Source organism: Legionella cherrii, assembly GCF_900635815.1.
Lineage (GTDB): Bacteria > Pseudomonadota > Gammaproteobacteria > Legionellales > Legionellaceae > Legionella > Legionella cherrii.
On sequence record NZ_LR134173.1, the window covers coordinates 2986141 to 3008265 of the forward strand.

Below are 22125 nucleotides of genomic sequence, written 5' to 3' on the forward strand. Positions count from 1 at the left end.
TTCACTCCTTTGATTCCCAGTCAAATATTAGATTACTACTGTTAAGTTAAGAAGAAACCCTCTCCACAAGTAGCTTTTACAGAAAACTATTGTATGTCATTTTGACAAAGACGAAAATGGATTGCCCACTGGCATGAGACAGAATTTATAGAAGTATTCCCGCCTACGCGGAAATAACGCCTTACAGTTTGAACTATTGTATCCTGCCTCAACTGAATGACAATGAATAGTAGGCCCCTAGAGTGATTAATATGTTCTTTTAAATTCAGCTGCGCAGACTAGAAATCAGTTATACTAGCCATGTAATCTAGTAGTCAGTTCACTGTTAAGGTCATTTTCTATCTCATCAAGTAACTTCATAGTAGACGATGTTCTTTTGACGAGAGGGAGATAATCCCAAAAATATGTTTTTCTTAAAACCTCTAATTGCGGTTTATTTCTTCCTTTCCAATCCTGAATATCTTTCATTAATAAATCCAAAGTTAAATCTTTCTTTGGTCCAACCAGGTCTAAATATAATTCTTTTAATTTTGAAAACTTAATTTGTGTATCCTCTGAATCAGGTTCTAGACACGGCAGCGCTTCCATTCGAGTGTATAGCTTTCTGAGTATCATTTCTTTTACCCCATCCCCCTCATCACTCAGAACAAAAGCGGTTGGAGGAGGTGGAAGTACATAAAAAGGAATATCTTGACTGGGTTTACCGTATTCCAATTCCGTTTGATAAGGTAACTCCCTAAAAAAACTGGAAGAAACTAAAGAGCCAACTGGTGCATGCTGAACTTCTTCAACGAGTTTGATTGCTGAATGCCTACAGGTATTGCCTAAATCCAATCCACTAACACTTGCTCGTATTTGAGGCACATCCCGAGAGGGAAAGACTTTATCTAAATTGTATTTTAATTTAATTTTATTCTGATCTTTTACAGTCGTTTCAGCACATTCATCCTCTTGTTCTGATGCAACAGGTCCTACTGGCATAATGGGTTTATAGCATCCAAACTTATTTTCATCGGTTTGCAATGACTCCAATATTTGTACAAACTCGATATATTGTTCATAGGTAATATCATATGCTTGATAACTAATGGGGTATGAGCCAATTTTATCCCTATAGATAACTTCATCCCTTAAACTCGCTGGATTACTAAAAAACAATCCATTACAGATGCACTGCATATTAGTCAAAAAGTTAGGCTTAGTAAGATTGTGTCCCTTGCCTACACGACAAAGTAACCGTTGAATTTTATGTTCTTGCGGGTCATATGTCCCTAGCATTAGGAAAGAATGTACCCCCCGCTTCTTACTAATGGAAATAAAAAAATGATCGGTTTTTTTATTAATTGTAAGGACTGAAGGTGGGAGGTTAGAATTTATAGTATCATCTTTAGAACTAGACATATTTGTTGATTTATAAATCGTCAAGCACAAATTGTAGCATGGGAATTATATAGTTACTACAACTTGTTTTTATTTAATCCACATTGAGACTTTAAAAGTTAGATACCCCCCTTCTCCACGGGGAGAAAAGGGTCAAAAAAAAATAAAGCTAAGAAATACACTGGAGTTCAGGATAATTTTTTAAAATGACCTTATATAAACCTAGGTTCGCTTTAATAATCTCATCGCCTAATTTAGAATCTGGATTGCCTTCACCGCCTTTACTATTTAAAGCAACCACGGTTGTTACATTATTGCAAGGCTGCCAAAAATACATGACGCGAAATCCTAATGTACTCCCCTTATAAACCCAAAAACGTTGTTTGAGTTCTTTATCATAAAGATACCCTACTCCTAAACCAAATCCATGAGGATCTTCTTCTGAGACTTGAGCAATAGGTTGTCCTGTTTTCATAGAAACAACGGACTCTAATTCAGCCAAAATCCGCTCTCTATAAATAGGCTTAACCAATGTTCCATGATAAAGCTGTTGTACCCAGCGAACGACATCTTCCGTATTTGCGACGATTGCACCGGCAGCAGCCGCCCAAGATAAATCATTAGTTAATGTATCAATTAATTTATTCTTATTCTCATCATAAAAATATCCATGGACTCGGCGATCTTCAATGGCTTTTCCTTGCGCTTGACCATCAGGACCTGCAAGATAAAATGAATTATTCAATCCATTTTTTGCATTGATAATCCGCAATTTTAATTGATTTTCAAAGGTATCATTGGTTATTTTTTCGATAACCATGGCGGCAAGGATGTAATTGGAATTTGAATATTCAAAAAGATTTCCCTGCCTCTTTTTAAGCGGTTTTTCCGGGTGAGCGTATTTAAGTAACTCTTCATCCGTCCAAACTCGATTTAAATTGGCTTCCATTTTTTTGGAAAACTCATCATCTTCTGAATAATTTGGAATGCCACTGGTCATATTCAATAATTGTCTTAAAGTAACCTCTTTCCAATGAGGATATTGAGGTAACCATTTTCCCAAATGGTCATCTAGAGACAATTTATCTTCTGTCTGCAATTGCAAAAGGATAAGCGCAGTAAATGATTTGGTAATACTGCCAATATCAAACAAATTGCTTGAGGTAATTGGTTGAGATAAGGGAGGGAATCCCATAGTACCGTGTACCACCGTATGGGTTTCTTTTTTAGAGCTCATTTGATTTTGAGGAATCAGGACCGATGCGGCAATCGCTGTAAACTTTTCCTTGTTACTGTATTGCTGATAATAGTTATCAATCTCTTTCTGTAATTGATTTGTGATACTTGAAGATGAGTCAGAGTTAGCAGCATAAAGCATGGGTGGAGAGAAAAAAGCCACAAAGGCTAATCCTAAGAACTGTGATTTTAATTTCATAAGCCATTATCCCTGTGTTTTATTAAAATAATCTCTCATACGAATCAATATATGACAGTCACGAATCGAAGAATTTAGAATCTGCAGACCAAGATTTTACTTCGACCTGCAGACTATGCACTACTACAAATTTAGAAATCAACTATTGGCTTGAGCTCTAATTTTCAATTGTTCTAAAGCATTTTTCAGACGAGTTAATACTTTTTCTCTACCTAATAAAGTCAAGGTCATATCAATTGATGGTGACATGCCCGAACCGGTTACAGCAACCCTTAATGGCTGTGCGATTTTCCCCATATTGATATCAAATTGCGCGCTGATGTCATTAATGCATTCTTGCAAATGATCCTTTTCCCAAGTCTCCACTGTTTGTAAACGCTCATAAAGTGCCGTCAAAGGCTCCAAGATGACTGGGCGCAAATGTTTTTTCACAGCGGCTTCATCATATTCAATTGAATCAGTAAAAAAATATAAACTCATTTGGCACATTTCAGCTAAAGTCTTACATCGCTCAGCCTGAATTGCCACTAAATCAGTTAATTTTGGCCCCTTAGTCAGATCAATGCCCGATTGTTCAAAATGCCAACGCAATGATTCAGCTACCGCCTCAGCTGAATCATTTTTTTGATAATGTTGATTAAGCCAATATAACTTTTCATAGTTAAAACTTGAAACACCCCGACTCACGTTTTTTAATTCAAAACATTCAATCATTTCATTGATACTGAAGATTTCCTGATCGCCATAAGACCAACCTAAACGCACTAAATAATTGAGTAATGCGTGTGGTAAAACCCCTAACTCTTTAAATTGCAACACACTGACCGCACCGTGTCTTTTGGATAAACGCTTGCCATCTTCACCTAAGATCATGGGTAAATGAGCGAATACTGGAATGGGAGCATTAAGCGCTTGAAACAAGTTGATTTGTCTTGGGGTGTTGTTAATATGATCATCACCTCGAATTACATGGGTTATTTTCATATCGATATCATCAATAACCACAGCAAAATTATAAGTTGGGTGGCCATCAGAACGTACAAGAATCAAATCATCTAACTCACTATTCGCCACATGGATTTCTCCATATACTTCATCATGAAATGAGACAGTACCTTGTTCAGGATTTTTAAAACGGATTACATAAGGCTTATCCGAAAAGGGTAAGTTCTTATCTCGACAATGGCCATCATAACGGGGCTTTTCTTTGGCAGCTAATTGTGCGGTGCGTAACGCCTCCAGACGTTCTTTGCTGCACTCGCAACGATAAGCCTTACCCTCATTCAAAAATTGTTGTGCTACTTGGTTGTATCGATCATAACGTTCTGTTTGATAAAAGGGGCCTTCGTCATAATCCATACCTAACCAAGACATACCATCCAGGATAGCTTGTACCGATTCCTTAGTAGAACGTTCTTGATCCGTATCTTCTATGCGTAAAATGAACTGACCGTGATGGCGCTTTGCATAAAGCCATGAAAATAAAGCAGTTCTCACTCCGCCCACATGTAAAAAACCAGTTGGGCTTGGTGCAAATCGGGTTCTAACTGTCATAATCTCTTCCACATTGTAAGGAATAAAATAATCGGGCTATAATAACTGACTTTGAAGCCTGGGTGAAGGATATTATGAGCAGACTCACCTAAAGTCTGTTTATTACCATTCACGTTACGATGTGCTCTATGCAGGCTAAAATTAAAGTATTATCCGAACTATATTGGTGAGTCACTTTGAAAAGCATAGGTATCAAGTATCAACTGAGAATTACCACCCTAATTCCAGCCTTTTTAGTCGCCCTGCTTCTCGCTATTTTTTATAATGGACTGTTTGGTAATGATTTAAAACAGCACATGTCCCGTCTGGGCGAAGCATACATCCGTCAATTACTTCCTGCAGCACAATACGCCATGCTTCGACGTGACGATCGCACGTTGCAAGGGTTAATTAATGCATCCACAATCAATCCAGAGGTCAAGGCCCTCGCTTTTTACAGTAGTGACGGACAACTGCTGGCTTACCGCGGCGGCAAACATTCTCTGAATAAACCTTTCAATCCTCCTAAATTTACGGGGGATTATATTGAAAGTAAGCAAATTAATCCTTTTACCATTAACTTCATCGCACCCGTTACTATCCCTAAATTCAATCTTTATTCCAATTCGTCTTTTAAGAACATCCTCAGCCCAATGGCCACTCGTGCCGATGATATTTTAGGTTGGTTATCCATTGACATCGATACTCGCTCGATGATCATCAAACGTTATCAAATGCTCATAGTAACCATTTTTATTACTCTTTTTGGTTTGCTCATGGGATTGACCATCCACTACTTTCTCTCTAAGCGGATTTATCTACCCATTTCCCGTTTACGTCGGAGCATGAAACAAATTTTACGCAATGAGTTCGAAACAGAAATCAAAACAACGAGCCCAGGTGAACTCGGCATCATTGAGCAAGGATGTGCCCATTTGCAAAAAAAATACCTCGAAACAATACGCGACTTAAATCAACATATCGAAATCGCCACTGAAGATTTACAGCAAAGTCTTGAACTGTTAGAAGAAAAAAATATTGAGCTTTCGCTTGAGAAGAAAAAAATAGAAGAGAAAAGTCGACAAAAATCAGAATTTATTGCCAATATGAGTCATGAAATCCGCACACCAATGAATGGTGTTATTGGCTTTACTAATGTTTTATTGGAAAGCAAGCTTGATCCCCTGCAATTAGATTATGTAAAAACAATCAAAGCTTCTGCACAAGACTTGTTAGGAATTATTAATGATATCCTCGATTTCTCTAAAATTGATGCGGGAAAACTTCACCTCGATTGCATCCCCTTAAATATCCGTCATTGTATCGATGAAGTGCTTACCCTTGCAGCACCAAATGCTCATAAAAAAGGGATTGATTTAATCCCAATAACCGATGTAAGTGTACCTAAAATTGTTTTAGGTGATCCCTTTAGAATCAAACAATTTATCACCAATCTTGTGACTAATGCGGTTAAATTTACCGATCATGGTTATGTATTGGTCCGCACTAAAGTAGAACAAGAAACAGATAAAGATTACACTTTATGCATCACAATCACTGATACTGGCTTAGGTATTTCACCAGAGGATCAAAGTAAATTATTTACTGCATTTAACCAGGCCGATACAAGCATTACTCGTCGTTATGGCGGTTCAGGCCTAGGATTAGTCATTTGTAAAAAACTCTGTGAAGAAATGCATGGACGTATTAGCTTTACCAGCGAGCTCAATAAAGGTTCTAGCTTCACTGCTCAGGTGAAAGTTGAAAAGTTAGTTGCCTATGAAATAGAAAAAAATCAAATACACCCCTTCGCGCATTTTAAAATGTTATGCTTTGATGATAATTCGCTCCATTTGGAAGCACTATGCAATGGCTTAGGTTATTGGGGAATTCAATGTATTCCGGTCAATTCGTTTAACCGTCTTGCGAGTGCTCTTGAGAATAACAAAGACTGTAATATTGCTTTTCTCAATATCAACAAAGGTTATGAACAAAAGATAGCCAAAATCATTGCCGAACATAACTATTTTCCATACGTGCTCATTTCCAAATGGCTTATTAATGATTACACAGCACTTGGAGCCCAGGGCTTTCTATATAAACCCATCAGCATTCAAAAACTTCAAGATGTTATTGAATCCCTCACTAGCCAAGAGAACATTGAAAAACCGGTCAATCATGAATTGGATGGTTTAAGAGAACAATTACGTTTTATGCACCCTGATTTACTCATTGCTGAAGACAATCCAGTAAACAAAATGCTTCTGGACTCTTTATTGGGCACTCATGCAAATATGACTGCAGTTGATGACGGTGAAATGGCGGTATCGGCGTGTAATGACAAAAAATACGACCTCATTTTGCTCGATTTGCAGATGCCTAAAGTCAATGGATTAGAGGCAGCTCGACTCATTCGACAAAAATCACAACTTAACCGCCATACTCCTATAGTTTTAATTAGTGCGAATGGCAGCGATGTGAATAGCATTGATTTAAAAAAATCAGGTGTGGATTTTTGCTTGCAAAAACCTGTAGATGAAAAACAATTACTGACCCAAATCCTGCGGATTACCGATAAAGCTAAACATGCAGCAATTGATTGGCAATTATGTGTGCAAAAAGTATCTGGAAATCAAGCACTTGCCGAAGAGTTTCTTAGCCGATTTGTAGAGGAATTACATAAAAATCGTGAAGAATTTATCCAATTAATGCATGATAAAAATATTAAAAAAATAGGCGAGGCAGCACATAAACTGCATGGAGCATGTTGTTTTTCTGGAGTGCCAACGCTACAGAAAAAAGTAGTCCAGGTAGAAAAACTGGCGGCACATGCCGCTTCAATTGAAGAGCTCGCCACCCCTTTTGCCGAATTAATTCAAAGCATTGATGCTGTAATTAATGAATATGAACATCAAAAAGTACGAATTTAAGTGATTACCCATCTTCTCACTTACTCTCCGCCAAGAGGCTATGAAGACAAGTAATTACCCTTAACCAGGAGAAAGAATGACTATAAAAAATGCAATATATGCTCAATCAGGCGGTGTAACTGCGGTAATTAATGCCTCAGCTTGCGCCGTGATTCAAACTGCCAGGAAATTTCCAGAACATATTGGCAAAGTATATGCAGCCAAAAACGGGATTATTGGTGCCTTAAACGAAGAGCTTATTGATACATCACTAGAGAGTGACTCAGATATCGCGAAATTATTGCAAACGCCTTCTGGTGCATTTGGTTCTTGCCGCTATAAATTAAAAAATGATGGTGAAGAATACGAACGGTTAATTGAAGTTTTTAAAGCGCATAATATAGGATATTTTTTCTATAACGGCGGGGGGGATTCCCAAGATACCGCACATAAAGTATCGCAAATAGGCTCAAAAATGGGCTATCCGATTACATGCATTGGTATACCCAAAACGGTAGATAATGATCTTCCCTTTACTGATGCATGCCCCGGATTTGGTTCTGTAGCTAAATATGTTGCTGTTTCTACCCGAGAAGCAGGTTTTGATGTTGCCTCTATGGCTGCCTCATCAACAAAAGTCTTTATTCTAGAAGTAATGGGGCGTCATGCAGGATGGATTGCTGCTGCCAGTGGTTTGGCAAGCCAACACCCTGATGAACCACCTCACATTATTTTATTACCAGAGGTTCCTTTTCAACAAGGCAAATTCCTGAATAAAGTGGATGAATGCGTTAAAAAATATGGTTATTGCGTTGTTGTCGTTTCAGAGGGAATTCGTAACACGGAAGGTAAATTCTTAAGTGATGCAGGAATTCGTGACGCATTCGGTCATGCCCAATTAGGTGGCGTTGCACCAGTCATTGCTCAGTACATCAAAACGGAACTGAATTACAAATACCACTGGGCAGTGGCAGATTATTTACAACGTGCTGCCCGTCACATCGCTTCAAAAGTCGACCTCGATCAGGCTTATGCTCTGGGTAAGGCCGCGGTAGAATATGCCATCAAAGGCCATAATGCCATCATGCCAATCATCATTCGTGAACAAGATGAACCTTATCAATGGTCTATAGGCCACGTCCAATTGGCCGATGTTGCCAATCAAGAAAAAGCGATGCCCAAACATTATATTACAGAAGACGGAATGGGGATCACTGCTGAATGCAAACAGTATTTGTCACCACTAATTCAAGGTGAAGCTTATCCAGATTACATTAATGGATTGCCTGATTATGTTCGTTTAAAGAATCAATTAGTACCGAAAGTACTTAAATAATCTTTAACTCGAAACCATATTATAGCCTGGATTAGGCAGTACTAATCCGGGTTATAAGCTACTCATTTTTTTCATATTTTTTTGTCATTTTAAAACAAACAAAAATTGCCGGATTAAAATAGTCCTAGAAGATAAGCAACACTTATCTGCTTCTGCTACAATTATAAGAGGAAAAGAAAGTGAAGAGGACTTCCTTTTCTTGCCATGGCAGGTTATATATTTGTTCTGGCCTAATTTTGTTGTAAGTTTCTGATAAATGGCATTTTTTTTGCATGTTTATCGTTGTACCAATCATTAGGGAGCAAATGATGAAACAAAAAGGCTTTACGTTAATTGAGTTGATGATAGTGGTGGCAATCGTTGGTATCCTTGCCGCAATTGCTATTCCAGCTTATCAGGATTACGTTGTTAGAGCTCGTGTAACCGAAGGATTGAGTCTTGCTTCTTCAGCACAGACTACAATTTCTGAAAATGCTACAACGGGTGCTAATGCTTTAGACTTGGGCTGGTCTCAACCCCCAGCAACAGCTAACGTGCAAAGTGTTGTAGTTACTCCAGCTACTGGCGTAATTACAGTGACCTATACTGCACTAGCAAATAATGTGGTCCTTACATTGACTCCATCATCTAATGGACAACCATTGGTTGCAGGAACACCGCCTACAAATCCAATTACCTGGACTTGTGCAGTACAAAATGCTGCTGATGATAGATATGTTCCTGCAAACTGTAGAATCTAAATAGCATACTTTCAAAAAGCCGCTTTATGGCGGCTTTTTTATTATTAATTTGTGGTAGAGATAAATATGTCACGTAAAAATCGTATCGAACAATTGGTAACTCAAGAATTAGCTCCCATTTATTTAAACGTCGAAGATGAATCGGCCAATCATCACGTTCCTGAAAATGCACAAACACATTTCAAAGTTACTGTTGTTGCTGCACGCTTTACTGATCTATCACGAATCGCACGACATAGGCTATTAAATCAATTGCTAAAAAATGAATTTGATCTTGGGTTACACGCCTTAAGTATGCATTTATTTACCCCTGAAGAATGGGAAAATAGGGGCAAAAACGTTTTAAATTCTCCTGTATGTAAAGGGGGTTTTAATAAAGAAACCAGGAATACATAGTGTGTAACCCGGTTAGTGCAATGTAATCGAGGTCCACTCTCCACCCGAGAGAGATTCTCCCCTAAAACAAACTGCCTATTGGAATGGAGAGCCCTCGCTGCACTCGAGATAGCGGGAGATGAAAAACTCAATCCAACGAGACGGCATGTTTTTTGCTTTTCTTTCATGCCATAAGGAGTAACTTTTTAATTTAAAAAGGATTTAATATGAAAATAGAAACATATAAAGAAAAGTTTGTTGAATTGACCGAGCACGCCATGAAACTCAGTAGTTTTTGTAAATCAAAGACAGAGTTACAAAAAGAAATAACCGCCCTGAGTAATGAAGCGGTAGTATTTTATAAAACAAATAGCGATTATAAAGAAAATGATTATCAATTAAAAATAGAAATTTTTCTCGAATTTGATAATTTCTTAAAGTGTTTGAAAAAGGATTTTGAGTCTCAAAGCCAGGTGAGTAACAATAATTCGTTCTTTAAGAAACTCAAAATTAAAAAATCTGACTCCTATGAGACAATCCCCAACATAGAAAACTCAAAAAGTTTATGATTTTAAAAGATTATTGACAGGTTTTTTATTGACTAAACAGCCTTTACACTCCCCCCCTATAAAAACCTGTCTGTAAACCTACGATAAAATAGGTATTGAATGCCTAGACTAAGATATAATTTCTATTCCACCGTAATTATTTGAATTAGAAGCAACAAAATTGATTCCATATGGTAAAATAAATAGTAACGTCCATTGCCAACTTCCTATATAATGCCTAGCATTTTAACAAGTCGATTTCATTAATGAACAACTGGTCCTCTGAAAAAATATCTGTCCTGGCCTTAGTGTTACTGATTACTGGTGCAATTGATAGTATAAGAAATTTACCGGGAACCGCCCTATTCGGTTCTTCATTAATTTTTTTCTTTATCTTTTCCGCAATTGTTTTCTTAATTCCAGTGGCTTTAGTAGCAGCAGAATTGTCCTCAACGTGGTCGGATGAGGAAGGCGGAATTTACAGTTGGGTGAAGCATGCTTACGGTGAGAATCTTGCTTTTTTTACCATCTGGTTGCAATGGATCAATACCTTAGTCTGGTATCCCACAATTTTATCCTTTATAGCAGGAGTCTTGGCCTATTTAATCAATCCTGAACTGGCACAAAATAAATATTACTTGATTTCAGTAATTCTAGTTATTTTTTGGTCATTAACTTTAATTGCATTATCTGGGTTGCGCGCTTCAGCACATTTTGCCGGTCTTTGTGCCATATTAGGAATGATACTTCCCATGGGGTTCATTATTTTCCTTGCCCTAATTTGGGTTATTAAAGGAAACCCTATAGCAATTAATATGAGCTTAGAACATTTGATACCGCACTGGAAAGACAGCCAATCTTGGGTATCACTCACTGCAATTATGACTTCATTTTTAGGCATGGAGCTTGCAGCGGTCCATGTCCGCAATGTGCATAACCCACAAACCAATTTTCCTCGGGCAATGTTTTTTTCAGTGTTGCTTATCCTGACAACCATGATTTTCGGCTCGTTAGCTATCGCTTTTGTTCTTCCAAAAGAGAAGATCAGTCTCATTGACGGCGTACTGCAAGCCTTTACTAACTTTTTTCATGCGTATAATCTTGAGTGGCTGCTACCCATCTTAATTGCATTATTACTTTTGGGCAGTTTAGGCAGTATGATCAATTGGATCATTTCGCCAGCTAAAGGATTGCTTATGGCCGCCAATCATAACTTCTTACCAAAGTTTATGTGTCAATTAAACAAACGTGGAATGGCCTCACGAATTTTAATTACTCAAGCCATTTTGGTGACGCTATTATGCAGTGGTTTTCTCTTATTTCCGAGTGTTAATGCTATTTATTGGCTATTTACTGCCTTAAGCACTGAACTCTACATCATGATGTATGTTTTGATGTTCATTGCCGCCTGGAAATTAAAAAGCAAATACGCGCATCTTCATAGACCTTTTGCAATACCGGGTAAAAAAGCAGGCTACTATCTGACCTGTATTCTGGGTTTATTTGGCTGCACTATGACTTTAATTGTTGGTTTTATTCCACCAGTTGAATTTATGAATTTTGGTGGCGCAAATCATTTTCGCTTGGTTTTCTCTATGGGAATTCTAATCATGATGATTCCTGCATTTTTGTTGTATTGGCGAAAAAAATACATTACAAAATCTACGGATTAAGATATTGATTACTTAATGCCTTTCAAATGCGGTTTTCCTTTCATCCAGTTCCCTTTCTCAGGAATCTGGATGAGTTTTTATTTGCTCCACCGCAAATCGGTATTTGGAGCTCGATGACTCGATTTTGAGTAAATCGACAACTGCCGTTTAATGTTACAGCGTATCCTTTTCTTCCAATGAAATAACTCGAGCTTCATGCTCTAACATCACAGGAATATCATCATGGATAGGAAATGCCAATCGATCGAATTTACAGATAAGTTCCTGTTTTTTTAATAATAATTTTCCTTTACATAAAGGACACACCAATATTTCCAATAGTTTTTTATCCACAAAATTCTCCAAAGTACTTAAGTTACTTTATTTCGTACATATACAGGGTGAGCTTGAGCAACTGAAATGGGTTTTTGCCCAAAAAATTGCGCGAATTGAATCATAGCCGCCGCAGAAGGATTCACTGTTATTTTATCAATGACTTGTGATTTAACTTCCGGGGTAAACGCCTCCCAATATAAGTCTGCCCCTACTCCTGCAAGGATTACAGGCTGATTCTCAGGAAGACTGAGTTCATGCACTGGATTAACATGTTCCTCTGCTATCCATTGATCTGGAGCAAAATAAGCCCAGTACATTTCCTGCATACGCGCATCCAGTACGGCCAATACAGGGATCTGGTTCATCTGTTTTTCCTGGCGAACCGACCAAGCGATAGCGACTAAGCTACTCACTGGAATCAACTGCAAATCATGGGCATAAGCCAATCCTTTTGCAATACTGCATGCAATACGCAAACCGGTAAAACTTCCGGGGCCACGACCAAATACTATGCCATCCAGCTGATGCATTTGTAAACTGGCGTTGGCCATCAGCCTATCAATCATCGGTAAAATAAATTGTGCATGTGTTCTTTGATTACTTTGTTCTTCACAAAGTAATTCTTTCCCGGTCAGTAAAGCCACACTGGCCGTTTCTGTAGATGTATCAATCGCTAGCAGTTTCATAATCCAGCTCTAATTCTTTAATAAATGTAAGCACTTTTTGCTCATCACGTGTTTTCGGTAATTGGGGTAAACTGGCTAAAATACGTCCACCATAATCTCTGCTGGTTAGACGAGGATCGGCGATCATTAGAACCCCTTTATCCGTGTTATCCCGAATCAACCGCCCTACCCCTTGCTTAAGGGCAATTACTGCCCCCGGTAAAGAGAGTTCATCAAAACCTGACAAACCTTTTTCCTTTAAGTAAGCCATTCTACCACGAATTACGGGATCAACCGGACTGGAAAACGGCAACTTATCAATAATAACGCAAGAAAGCGCTTCACCTTTTACATCCACTCCTTCCCAAAAAGTGGCGGTTCCCAATAACACTGCATTACCTAGTTGCCTAAAACGCTCCAATAAAATTGGTTTTGCCTCTGTTCCCTGAATTAATAAGGGGTAGTTTAAAGTATTGCTCATCATTTGAGCCACTTGTTTTAATGCTTTATGACTGGTAAACAGAAAAAAACAACGGCCTCCTAAAGCTTCAATTAAAGGAATGGCTCGTGATACTAATAATTCATAATAGGCTGAATCTTTTGGATCTGGTAATCCTCTAGGCAAATAAAGTAACGCTTGTTGTCGATAATCAAAAGGACTGGGCAATAATAATGTTCTTGCCCCATTTAATCCAAGTGGTTTACAAAAACAATCAAAAGAATCTGCAATAGTTAACGTTGCCGAAGTAAATACATAAGTACACTCTTGGCGCTGGAGCAAGTGACTGAACGTCTCTGCAACATCGTAGGGAGTAATGTGAAAAACTAAAGTATGTTTAAAACGCTCCAACCATCGTATTTTATTATTACTTTCCTGAGTAAAGAAGGTCAAAATTCGAGCAAACTCTTCCAATCGTTCTTTGCACCGTGCTAGTCCAGGAAATTCAGCAAGCGACAGTTCGCTAAAGCAGTTCATCACTTCATCTTTTAACGTCAACCAATTAGCCCATGCCTCCATAAACGATTTATTATGCTTTATTTCATGCCAACTGAAGCGCTCATCCGCTCCGGGTAAACCATTTAATAATTCATCCAGGAGCTGATCGGCTTTATGGCTTAAGAGTTTTAAAGGTTGATTTGCCAGATCCACTGCCGGCCATTCTTTAATCAGATCATCTAATAAATCACGAAATTGACGCGTTCCAATACGTTCACCATTGAAATGTGTTGCTATTTCGGCAAGTTGATGGGCCTCATCAAAGATAATAACATCTACACCAGGCAATAACTCGCCAAACCCCTCTTCTTTTAGTCTTGAATCAGCAAAAAAAAGATGATGATTAATCACCACCACATCTGCATCGAGCGCACGTTTGCGTGCTTTGAGTAAGAAGCAGGTTTCGTGATTAGGGCACTCAGCACCCAGGCAATTATCTACTGTAGAGGTAACATAAGGCCAGACTGATGAATCCTCACTCAGCTCGGGGAGCTCCGATCGATCCCCATTTTTCATTTGCGATAATTTACTGCGGACATGAGCCACCTCATGCGCGCATTGGGGGCTTTGAAACTGCCCTTCTTCGGAGTGCAGTTCTACTCGGTACTGGCAAATATAATTGGATCTTCCTTTTAGATTTTGTATGCGTGCCGATAATCCTAAGGCTCTAACCAGAGTAGGTAAATCTTTTTGATAAAGTTGATCTTGAAGTGTTTTAGTTGCTGTAGAGATCAGTGCTTTTTTGCCACTTAACAAGCAAGGAAGCAAGTAAGCAAATGTTTTGCCTGTTCCCGTACCTGCCTCAGCAATCAAAATTGATTTTTCTTCAATTGCTTCGGCAATGGCTACAGCTAAATCAGATTGTGGCTTACGCGCCACAAATCCTGGAATAGCGGTGGAAAGTCGACCTTTCTCACTCAGAATTCGCTGGCATGAGTCAGCAAGTGAAGTGATTTCTACCACTCTTTCTGTAAATATTGAAGTTTATCCTTAACCTCGTCCCAATCTTTGGCATCGGGTGGGGCATCTTTTTTAGCGGTTATATTAGGCCAATTTTTGGCAAGTTCAGCATTTAATTCTTTAAATTGCTGCTGTTCTGAAGTTAAATCATCCTCAGAAACAATGGCATTGACAGGACATTCAGGCTCACACAATGCACAATCAATACACTCGTCTGGATGAATCACCAAAAAATTGGGCCCTTCATAAAAACAATCAACAGGGCATACTTCAACACAATCAGTATACTTACACCTAATACAACTTTCTGTTACTACAAAAGTCATGATAACCCTTTTTTAAGCTGGAAATAATGAATATTAAATCATAAAACTAATCACTTAAGATAGTGGTTTTCATAGTAATTGCATCATCTAAAACCAAGCCCTGTTTGCTCATGCAATTTAAGTGTCACAGTGAACAACTGAAAATGAGGAGTACAACACCACTGCTTTCTTTCTGGGAAATTATTATTCTTGAAAGATAAGTGGTACTATGCTGTAATTTTACACAATTTTAATAGCACCTATAAAAATAAATCGTCGACCTTCAATGAATCGATAATATTTTTTGATTTTTTTGTAATGGAGTATCCATGGGATTAACAGTAAACCCTCTAAGCGCGAAATATCGAAAGTTAATAAGACTGATCCATGAATTTAATAAAATAGCACCTGAAGATGTGGTCCAGCGATTATTTTACCTACAAAAAATCAATTATTCAGTCAATTCAATTCGTATCACTGAAGGAGAATATCATTGGCTCTCAGCCACTGATGAAGACAGTTGGCAAGCACATCTCTTAGCTTATGGAATAAATCCTGATGGTGCATTCCTTTACAAAGGAATTCAATTTGCAAAAGCAGTAGCAGCACAATCCCCTGTAGCAGCCGCTGAGTTGCCAGAACAAAATGACACCGAGCTCTATAAGTTAATGAAAGAGCGAGATGCATTATTGAAGGGCAGCCAACCCTTTGCCCAAATTAAAGAACAATTTGTAACAATAAGTAAGCGTCTTAGTCTGATAGCTGAACATGATAAGATGCTGAAACAAAATCTGGATGACCACACTCGAATTTTAGAACTGGCCAAAGAAAAAATCAGCGCAATTAAAGGTGAAATTGTTACATGTAGCTCTGCCTATAAGACAGAGGTTCTAGGTGACGAGGCGGTTAATAACTACAACTTTACACTCGAAATGAGTGGCTGGGACAAAACTCTGGTTCTATCTGTAGTTGACCGAAGTGATTTAAGTGATCAAGATCTATACTCAGATCCTGTTTCAAAATATTTCGCGAATGATACTGGTCTTTTTATGATGCAATTCAAAAGTGAAGACCAGCAGGAACTAGAATACAGGCCGGTGGTATTAAGCCAATATGCTAACCAAGGAAATTTACTTCATGTCGCAAAATCACTAAAAGGCGAGTCACAAGAAACAATCGCCGCAAGAGCAAAATTTCACTTTAATCAAATTAATGATTTTTGTCTTAAACTCAAAGAAGCAGGTTACTACCATCCTGACATTAAATTAAGTAATTTTTTGGCACATAATTATAAGTTGGTAATTAGTGACCGCAAAACATTTGTCAACTCCCCAAATCCTCTTGCCAGTGGAGTACGTGCTTCTCCGCGCTATGCTCCTCCCGAATATCTTGTATGTATTAATGAAGAGAATAAGACATACTACCCTGCTGCGTACAAAACCCATCTTAATGTGGAACAACTGATGTCTTATCAGCTCGGTATGGCGCTTAAAGAATTCTTAATTGCGACGCAAGTGGATAAGCTACCAGATTTAAGAAAAACGCGTCATCGGACTGCACTTTCATATTTTCGAAAACCAGGTCATGCAATAACCAATTTGTCCACTCTTATTGAAGAATTAACACGTCCTGAAGTAGGAAAAAGACTTTCCATTAATCAATTCCAAGAGCTATTATTCTTGATTAACAACCCAGCTGTATTTCATAAAAAACTTGAAATAGCAATATCTTCAGAGACCTTAGGTATTCAAAAGGAATTAAAAGAGATTCAAAAGCTTTTGGCCAGCGATAACCTCGAAAAAGGAGAATTTTTAGAGAAAGCAGACGCCATTTTTACTGCCACTTCTGAACGCGAGCCTAAAGAACCTCGTTTAAATCGAATGGCGGAACAATTAGCGACGAAGTGTTATCAAAAATATTCGAAAGAATATTTTTCCAGAATTTCTCAGGATATTGAAGATGCTCTATTAACCGAAGATTGGGTGGCCGCAAGCTGGTGGAGGCAAGCAATCCATTTTCTCTCTTTCGGTTTTTTCAGAGTGGACAGAGTGACCCCAGTAGACAAAATAAAGATTGCGCTCGATTATAACGATCCAACATTCCGGACACATTTTATTCAATTAGAATTTTTGCCTGCTGAAGAGCTTGATGACCTAGGAATCACTGAATCAAATAACTTCCAAGATTACTTTGAAGTTCATTTAGAGGAGATTCGAGCCCTTAATACGACGAACTCGGACAGCGAAAGCGATGAGGCTGATTGTGAAGAGGAAGCGCCTGAAAGTCCAAAAGATCGAGAAGGCACATCCGCAAAATCTTCTGAAATTAGGAATGAAGAAACTCCAGCGGAGTCCTCTTCATTTCAGACGGTGGTAGTCAAGAAAAACAGCTCTAAGAAAGCAGAAGCTCCTGTTGCTTCCCAAAAATCTGCTGATGGAACATTACCTTCTGAACCACAAAAGAGCACTCCTCCACAAGAGAAGCCACAACAACATAAGAAAAAAACCTCTGTAGGTCTTGCAGAAAGCCAACATTTTTTTGCAAATTATGCAAAATTGTCCAAAGCGGTCTCATCTAAGAAAAGAGTCGCCTCAATACATCGGATTGGAAGCACCCTATTTAGGGGTGAGCAAAGAACGCATCACCCGCGGATTCAAGATGTTTTTGAGCCGCTGACCCAAGAAAAAAAACCCGAACCATCAGTTACAACGACTGGTTTGGTACAATAAAAAATAGACCAATGCTCAAGGAAGAGCTCCTTCATTACCTCAAAATTGTTTTTTCCTTCGAATACAAACTAATAACCATCGTAATTTTTAAAATTTTCTTTTGTATTCACTTTGATTATTCTATGGAAATCCTTAAAGTTCTTTTTGACCAAAAGCATAAAAATTGTCTATATTTATAAACAGGAATAATTTGGTTTTATAAGGACGTAACTAATGGAGTTGGGGCAAAAAAATAGGATTATCAAAAGATTTTTAAAAGAAAAGTGTGAAAATCCTATTGCAATGGAGCTGCAAAGTATTGATCTTGAGTACTATTCTGATCTGGATAAGTTGTTGGATCATATCGATTTCCATCAAAATGGTTTATTTGACTTGGAAACCCTAGAAACAGATCCCGAACAGTGGCGAGAATTTTGTGGCATCATCAAATATTCTTCTACCTTTGAGAAAGGAGGCTCTCCTCCTCTATTAAAGTCTGTCGACTTCAAAAAAGCAGAAGAAGGCATACGCTATACCCAAAATGCTCATGAGATTATTCGATTACCCAAAGACAATTACTACGAACGACCAACCTATACACCCACAGAAGTTGATACTGAATTAGATGATTTAATAATCAACAGCAGAACAAAACTGTACTCGCTTACCCAAACTTTTCCAGATGCCACACCATTTGATGCCTCCAACTTCATACAGGTCACAGCACTGATTCAACGTTTGCAAGAAGAGATGGAGCGATTGCCGCATAATGATCCAGAAAAAGAAAGGATACAAGAACGATTAAATATTCTATCCGATCTTAATAATATTAATGAATTAAAGCGTATCTGTATCCCGCAAGACAATGGGTCCACGCTTATTTATTGTACACTACAAGAAAATATAGGTGGTGTAACAGAAAAAATCACCTTAATGAGTTTGGACAATGTAAAAAAACAATTACGTCATCTATGCGATAGCGCGCCAGGTTTGAGTATAAAAGATTATCAGGCTGGAAGAGAACAATATAAGCTTAGGACGGAAGCCATTATCAAATTACCGAAACACGGTGCTATTCAAGAGGTTCAACATGAAGCAATGGCGCTTAATGTCTCCCGATTAATGGAATTAGATACGGCAACTACCACGACCATTTCTCATAACGGACACCCTGCATTATTTATTCCCTTTGATGAGATACAGTTACTTAGTGGTTTTTCTTTAGGAAAAACGTTTTACGCATGGTTATTAGGAAAAACTTATACTCACTATTCAACGATTAAATCTTTAGGTGAAGGAATACAAGCGGACTGTTTTATTGATGATTTTGGCGATGCATTTGGCCTGCTTTACCTATGTAGTGATACCGATGCAATAGGTGGCAATTGTCAAAATAAGGCATTAAGAAATGCAAAATCACTTTTTATTTTTGACCAGTCACTTATGGATACCCACAAGTTTATCCTTGATTCACGCTTGTGTCTTATACCAGGAGAATTCCTTAAGAAACACACGCGCCATGGTTTGGGAAGAAATCGTACTCTCATTGAAGATTCGTCCATGCACTCTAAATTTGAAAGCATCATGCAATTACGTGCAATGGACGATAAAATTCTCCAATATGTGACTCACGTTATATGGCAGCATCAGCAACAAGCAGCTCGAATTAAACGACAATTTAAAAAACCATTGAGCACTGAAAAACAAAGCCAATTAACTTCCGAGTTAAGCGATCTCATGCTTTTAGAAAAAGATGCGGAAACCTTGCGCACTAGGTTAATGGAACGTCTCGAAGCAATTGATGATATTTTACCGCAATCGACAGGTGATATCGATTTGCCTATGGTAAGAAATGCTTTGATTTTTGAAAAACTTATACATAATCCTATATTGTATAGTGACGATGGGCGCCCTTTTAAAAACCCTTGGACTTACAGACAACAAAATAAACTAAAAAAAATAGATGATCTGGGTAATGACTTGATACAACTGACCTTTAGCGACAAAATCTCTTCAGTCATGGTGGATTTTATTAAACGGCGTGGTGGAGGTGACTCCATAACTATCACCACACCAAAAACAATCACCCTAAGTAAGGCTCAATTGATTGAATTAAGAGAAGACATACTCCATCCGGAGCATCAATTAGTCTTAGATCCAGCCATAAACTATTTGGATCCACTCGACTTGGCAGCAATTAAAGAAGCTTATAATGCAGGGAATCGAACCTACATGATGCACACGGTTACCAGTTATCGTGAGAAAATGAATCATGATAAGGCCTCTGTTGATGAACAATTGAAATGTATTGTTGAAACTGAAGAACAATTGAAACAATTCATTATAAGCGCTCATGATAGAGGCTTTGGCATGCATGTCCTCAAAAAATTCTATTTTGATGCACAGCAACAATTGCAGAGGTTGATCCCTCCTTTAAAAGTCCCAGTGCAGTTAAATAATGCTTTTGCCGCTGCTTTAAAGCTGGATAGAGTATCTGAATTTAATGCCGTCGTGTTACAAGCAATAAAACAAGATAAAATCACGGATCAACAATTTATAAGTTTTCTTGATGAATGCATACAAAGAGCTAATGCAGCAACGAATTATACCCAAGCACAGCAAGAAAGTTCCGAACTCTCCAGTAAAGCTAAAGAGGTGATGTGTCGATTAGAGGTATTTACAATACCTTTTTTTAGCCAGCTTCTCACATCATCATGCATGCAACAAGATGGATTGAAGCAGCATGATTTCATCATTGAAACAAAGCAGGAGAAAGAAGAGGAGGTGTGGACAGTAAAATCATCACCGAACTCACCGTCATCGGACACGGCACATGAGGAACATATAAAAATGTTATGCAATTAATAATTTATTTGCATATACTGAATGAAGTTAATGGAGCAATTATGCCTATACATGAGAGACGTCAACATTTTCGAGTAGAAGATCATATCTATTTTAACTACCGAGTTATGGAGCCAGGGGAACTGTGTCCTGATCGCGCAGTTGTGGATCAACTTTTAGGCAAAAATGGGCAACGATATCTTGAGGCTGCGCATTATTTTCAAGAAATTGATTATGAATTAGCTGAACTAACTCAAGTTATTGCGCTTAAAGAACCTACAATAGCCCACTATCTTAATCTACTCAATGCAAAAATAGATTACTTATCACGACAAATGCTTATGACCAATACCATTCAGCTACGCAAGGTCAATATTAGTCTAGGTGGAATGGCATTTAAGACACCTGAGCTCATTAAAGAAAAAACACTGTTAAAATTGGTCATCTATACCAAACCTAAAATGATACCTGTCATTGTTGAAGGCACTGTGGTTTATAGCCAGTATCAAAGCGAGCATAACTACCGAACCGCAGTATCATTTAATGGATTAACCAATGAACAGGAACAAATTCTTTCTCAACATATTTTATTGGCACAGGCGAAACACCGTTCGGACTAAAAAATAATTTAATCATTTTAAGTACAAAATTGCCAAATAACACGTACACTATACTGCGTTTATGTGTTGGAAATAAGAGGCAAACATGACCAGAATAGTATATTGCTGTAAATTAAAACAAGAAGCTGAAGGCTTATTAAAACCACCCTTCCCCGGTACCTTAGGTGAACGGGTTTATAATGAAGTATCAAAACAGGCCTGGAATATGTGGTTAACCCACCAAACCATGCTCATCAATGAATACCGCCTGAATTTAATGGAAGCTAAAGCACGCGAGTTTTTAAAAGAAGAAATGCAAAAATATTTTTTTGGTGAGGGCTCTGAAAAACCCGCTGGTTACACACCTAAATAAATTAAATGGAGTCTCTGTTGCAAAACTTCACGCCTAACGAGAGATTACCCTACTGTAAGGCAGTATTAAAGATCCCTTATGGCACTCGGGATGAGAATAAAAAAGTGTGAATTTTTTCTCTTGTTTTTTAAAATCGGAAACACGCTTAGACTGTGTAGCCACTGTCTGGAAAGTCTATTTCAAGTCAGTGGCTCAATTTGCTCATTGAATTGAAATTAAGAGCGTCAATCTCCTTCCAAAATCGTCTATTTTCCGCTTCATCCCAAGATATTGATATAAACTTAACACATTAGAAAAATCAGAATTCAATTAGATTAAATTGACACCAAAAAGAGAAAATTAAATACTTAAAAATCAGTCATTTATTCAAAAAAAACACTATGATTATAAAAAAATCATAAAAGAATGATTCAGAAATGAATGGCCCAAA

The 22125-nt window shown here is 38.0% G+C and carries 17 protein-coding genes; 10 read left to right on the forward strand and 7 right to left on the reverse strand.

What is annotated here, in order from left to right:
- Window positions 1-294: 294 nt before the first annotated feature.
- The 3 genes from EL022_RS12700 to gltX form a co-directional block, all read right to left on the reverse strand.
- Complete coding sequence (locus EL022_RS12700) at window positions 295-1278, reverse strand: hypothetical protein (RefSeq protein ID WP_237761305.1); 984 nt, start codon at window positions 1276-1278, stop codon at window positions 295-297.
- A 271-nt stretch (window positions 1279-1549) separates the two neighbouring features.
- Window positions 1550-2815 carry a serine hydrolase domain-containing protein gene (locus EL022_RS12705; protein WP_028380220.1) on the reverse strand — a complete coding sequence of 422 codons (1266 nt, stop codon included), beginning with the start codon at window positions 2813-2815 and terminating at the stop codon, window positions 1550-1552.
- Window positions 2816-2953: 138 nt separating this feature from the next.
- On the reverse strand, window positions 2954-4369 hold the full coding sequence (gene gltX, locus EL022_RS12710) for a glutamate--tRNA ligase (RefSeq protein WP_028380219.1): 1416 nt from the start codon (window positions 4367-4369) through the stop codon (window positions 2954-2956).
- Between the two features lie 176 nt (window positions 4370-4545).
- Here gltX and letS point away from each other — a divergent pair, with 176 nt between their 5' ends.
- The 6 genes from letS (at window position 4546) to EL022_RS12740 (ending at window position 11929) form a co-directional block, all read left to right on the forward strand.
- Entirely contained in the window at window positions 4546-7278 is a 2733-nt protein-coding gene (letS, locus tag EL022_RS12715; protein WP_028380218.1) for a two-component system sensor histidine kinase LetS, read from the forward strand.
- Between the two features lie 76 nt (window positions 7279-7354).
- Window positions 7355-8593 carry a 6-phosphofructokinase gene (locus EL022_RS12720; protein WP_028380217.1) on the forward strand — a complete coding sequence of 413 codons (1239 nt, stop codon included), beginning with the start codon at window positions 7355-7357 and terminating at the stop codon, window positions 8591-8593.
- A 308-nt stretch (window positions 8594-8901) separates the two neighbouring features.
- Window positions 8902-9333 carry a pilin gene (locus tag EL022_RS12725; protein WP_028380216.1) on the forward strand — a complete coding sequence of 144 codons (432 nt, stop codon included), beginning with the start codon at window positions 8902-8904 and terminating at the stop codon, window positions 9331-9333.
- 66 nt (window positions 9334-9399) lie between these two features.
- The gene (locus EL022_RS12730; RefSeq protein WP_028380215.1) at window positions 9400-9729 is read left to right on the forward strand and encodes a BolA family protein; all 330 of its coding nucleotides are present in this window, start codon (window positions 9400-9402) and stop codon (window positions 9727-9729) included.
- Window positions 9730-9935: 206 nt separating this feature from the next.
- Window positions 9936-10277 carry a hypothetical protein gene (locus EL022_RS12735; RefSeq protein WP_028380214.1) on the forward strand — a complete coding sequence of 114 codons (342 nt, stop codon included), beginning with the start codon at window positions 9936-9938 and terminating at the stop codon, window positions 10275-10277.
- Window positions 10278-10522: 245 nt separating this feature from the next.
- Window positions 10523-11929: an APC family permease gene (locus EL022_RS12740; RefSeq protein WP_028380213.1), complete on the forward strand. Its 1407-nt coding sequence runs from the start codon at window positions 10523-10525 to the stop codon at window positions 11927-11929.
- 153 nt (window positions 11930-12082) lie between these two features.
- Here the strand turns inward: EL022_RS12740 and EL022_RS12745 are convergent, their stop codons facing one another.
- From EL022_RS12745 to fdxA, 4 genes are read right to left on the reverse strand one after another with little or no spacing between them, the layout of a single operon-like run.
- The gene (locus EL022_RS12745) at window positions 12083-12262 is read right to left on the reverse strand and encodes a Trm112 family protein (protein WP_028380212.1); all 180 of its coding nucleotides are present in this window, start codon (window positions 12260-12262) and stop codon (window positions 12083-12085) included.
- 17 nt (window positions 12263-12279) lie between these two features.
- Complete coding sequence (gene tsaB, locus EL022_RS12750) at window positions 12280-12930, reverse strand: tRNA (adenosine(37)-N6)-threonylcarbamoyltransferase complex dimerization subunit type 1 TsaB (protein WP_035900420.1); 651 nt, start codon at window positions 12928-12930, stop codon at window positions 12280-12282.
- Window positions 12911-14869 (reverse strand): DNA repair helicase YoaA, encoded by a 1959-nt coding sequence (locus tag EL022_RS12755; RefSeq protein WP_028380210.1) that lies wholly within the window; start codon window positions 14867-14869, stop codon window positions 12911-12913. Before EL022_RS12755 ends, tsaB begins: the two co-directional genes overlap by 20 nt.
- Window positions 14863-15192 (reverse strand): ferredoxin FdxA, encoded by a 330-nt coding sequence (gene fdxA, locus EL022_RS12760; RefSeq protein WP_028380209.1) that lies wholly within the window; start codon window positions 15190-15192, stop codon window positions 14863-14865. Before fdxA ends, EL022_RS12755 begins: the two co-directional genes overlap by 7 nt.
- 308 nt (window positions 15193-15500) lie before the next feature.
- On the opposite strand from fdxA, the gene legK7 reads away from it, so the two are divergent.
- The 4 genes from legK7 (at window position 15501) to EL022_RS12780 (ending at window position 21695) form a co-directional block, all read left to right on the forward strand.
- Window positions 15501-17900, forward strand: a complete 2400-nt coding sequence (gene legK7 / locus EL022_RS12765; RefSeq protein WP_028380208.1) for a LegK7 family Dot/Icm T4SS effector kinase — start codon at window positions 15501-15503, stop codon at window positions 17898-17900.
- 213 nt (window positions 17901-18113) lie between these two features.
- Window positions 18114-20744, forward strand: a complete 2631-nt coding sequence (locus EL022_RS12770; RefSeq protein ID WP_028380207.1) for a hypothetical protein — start codon at window positions 18114-18116, stop codon at window positions 20742-20744.
- A 41-nt stretch (window positions 20745-20785) separates the two neighbouring features.
- Entirely contained in the window at window positions 20786-21343 is a 558-nt protein-coding gene (locus tag EL022_RS12775) for a PilZ domain-containing protein (protein WP_028380206.1), read from the forward strand.
- A gap of 85 nt (window positions 21344-21428) precedes the next feature.
- On the forward strand, window positions 21429-21695 hold the full coding sequence (locus tag EL022_RS12780) for an oxidative damage protection protein (RefSeq protein ID WP_028380205.1): 267 nt from the start codon (window positions 21429-21431) through the stop codon (window positions 21693-21695).
- Window positions 21696-22125 lie beyond the last annotated feature (430 nt).